Origin of the sequence: Pseudomonas sp. MD195_PC81_125 (assembly GCF_014060985.1) — a bacterium.
In the GTDB taxonomy this organism is placed as follows: Bacteria; Pseudomonadota; Gammaproteobacteria; order Pseudomonadales; family Pseudomonadaceae; genus Aquipseudomonas; species Aquipseudomonas parakoreensis.
The window spans coordinates 1-593 of sequence record NZ_JABULD010000813.1; the positions used below are offsets into that span (position 1 = coordinate 1).

The 593-nt window shown below is 56.5% G+C and carries 1 protein-coding gene; it reads right to left on the reverse strand.

The window, feature by feature from the left end; translation table 11 throughout:
• Positions 1-227: 227 nt before the first annotated feature.
• Positions 228-593: alginate lyase family protein (locus tag HT737_RS29445; protein ID WP_182404580.1), on the reverse strand; the 366-nt coding region annotated here is incomplete at its 5' end.

The following is a 593-nucleotide window of genomic DNA, read 5'->3' on the forward strand; positions in this document are numbered from 1 at the left end:
GAAACAGGAACACGTTGATGAAAATACCATCCCGATCTCTCCATGTTTGAACCAACAGTCAAGGGCCAAAGCCCCCCCCAAACCCCCCCACGTAAAAACCGGAGGGCTAACTCAAATCTCGCTGCCGCCCTGTAGGAGCTGCCGAAGGCTGCGATCTTTTGATCTGGTCTTTTGAAAATCAAAGTCAAAAGATCGCAGCGTGCCGCAGCTCCTACAGGGTTTTGGCCTTATGAACCTTTGTTGCCCTTCTCATGCGACGGGTCGTAGACCTTGGTCAGGTCGCCGCCGAGGCGGAAGGTCTTGAACGGTTGCATGCCGTGCTTCTTCTCGATCACATCCGCCGGGCAGGTGTAGAGGGTGCAGAACGGTTCGAGCCAGGCGAATTTCATGTCCTCTTTCAGGTCGGTCATGTCCTGTTTCTTGCCGTTCTTTTCCTCGAACTGATCCGGGTCTTTCACCCCGGCCAGCACCCGATCACCCAGACGCTTGAGCGCGCTGTTGTTTTCCTGACGCAGATCCACCCCGTTGACCTGGGCGAAGCTGGCGATCATCGCCAATGGCGGCAGGGCGTAGTTGTGATAGGCGAGGGCGCG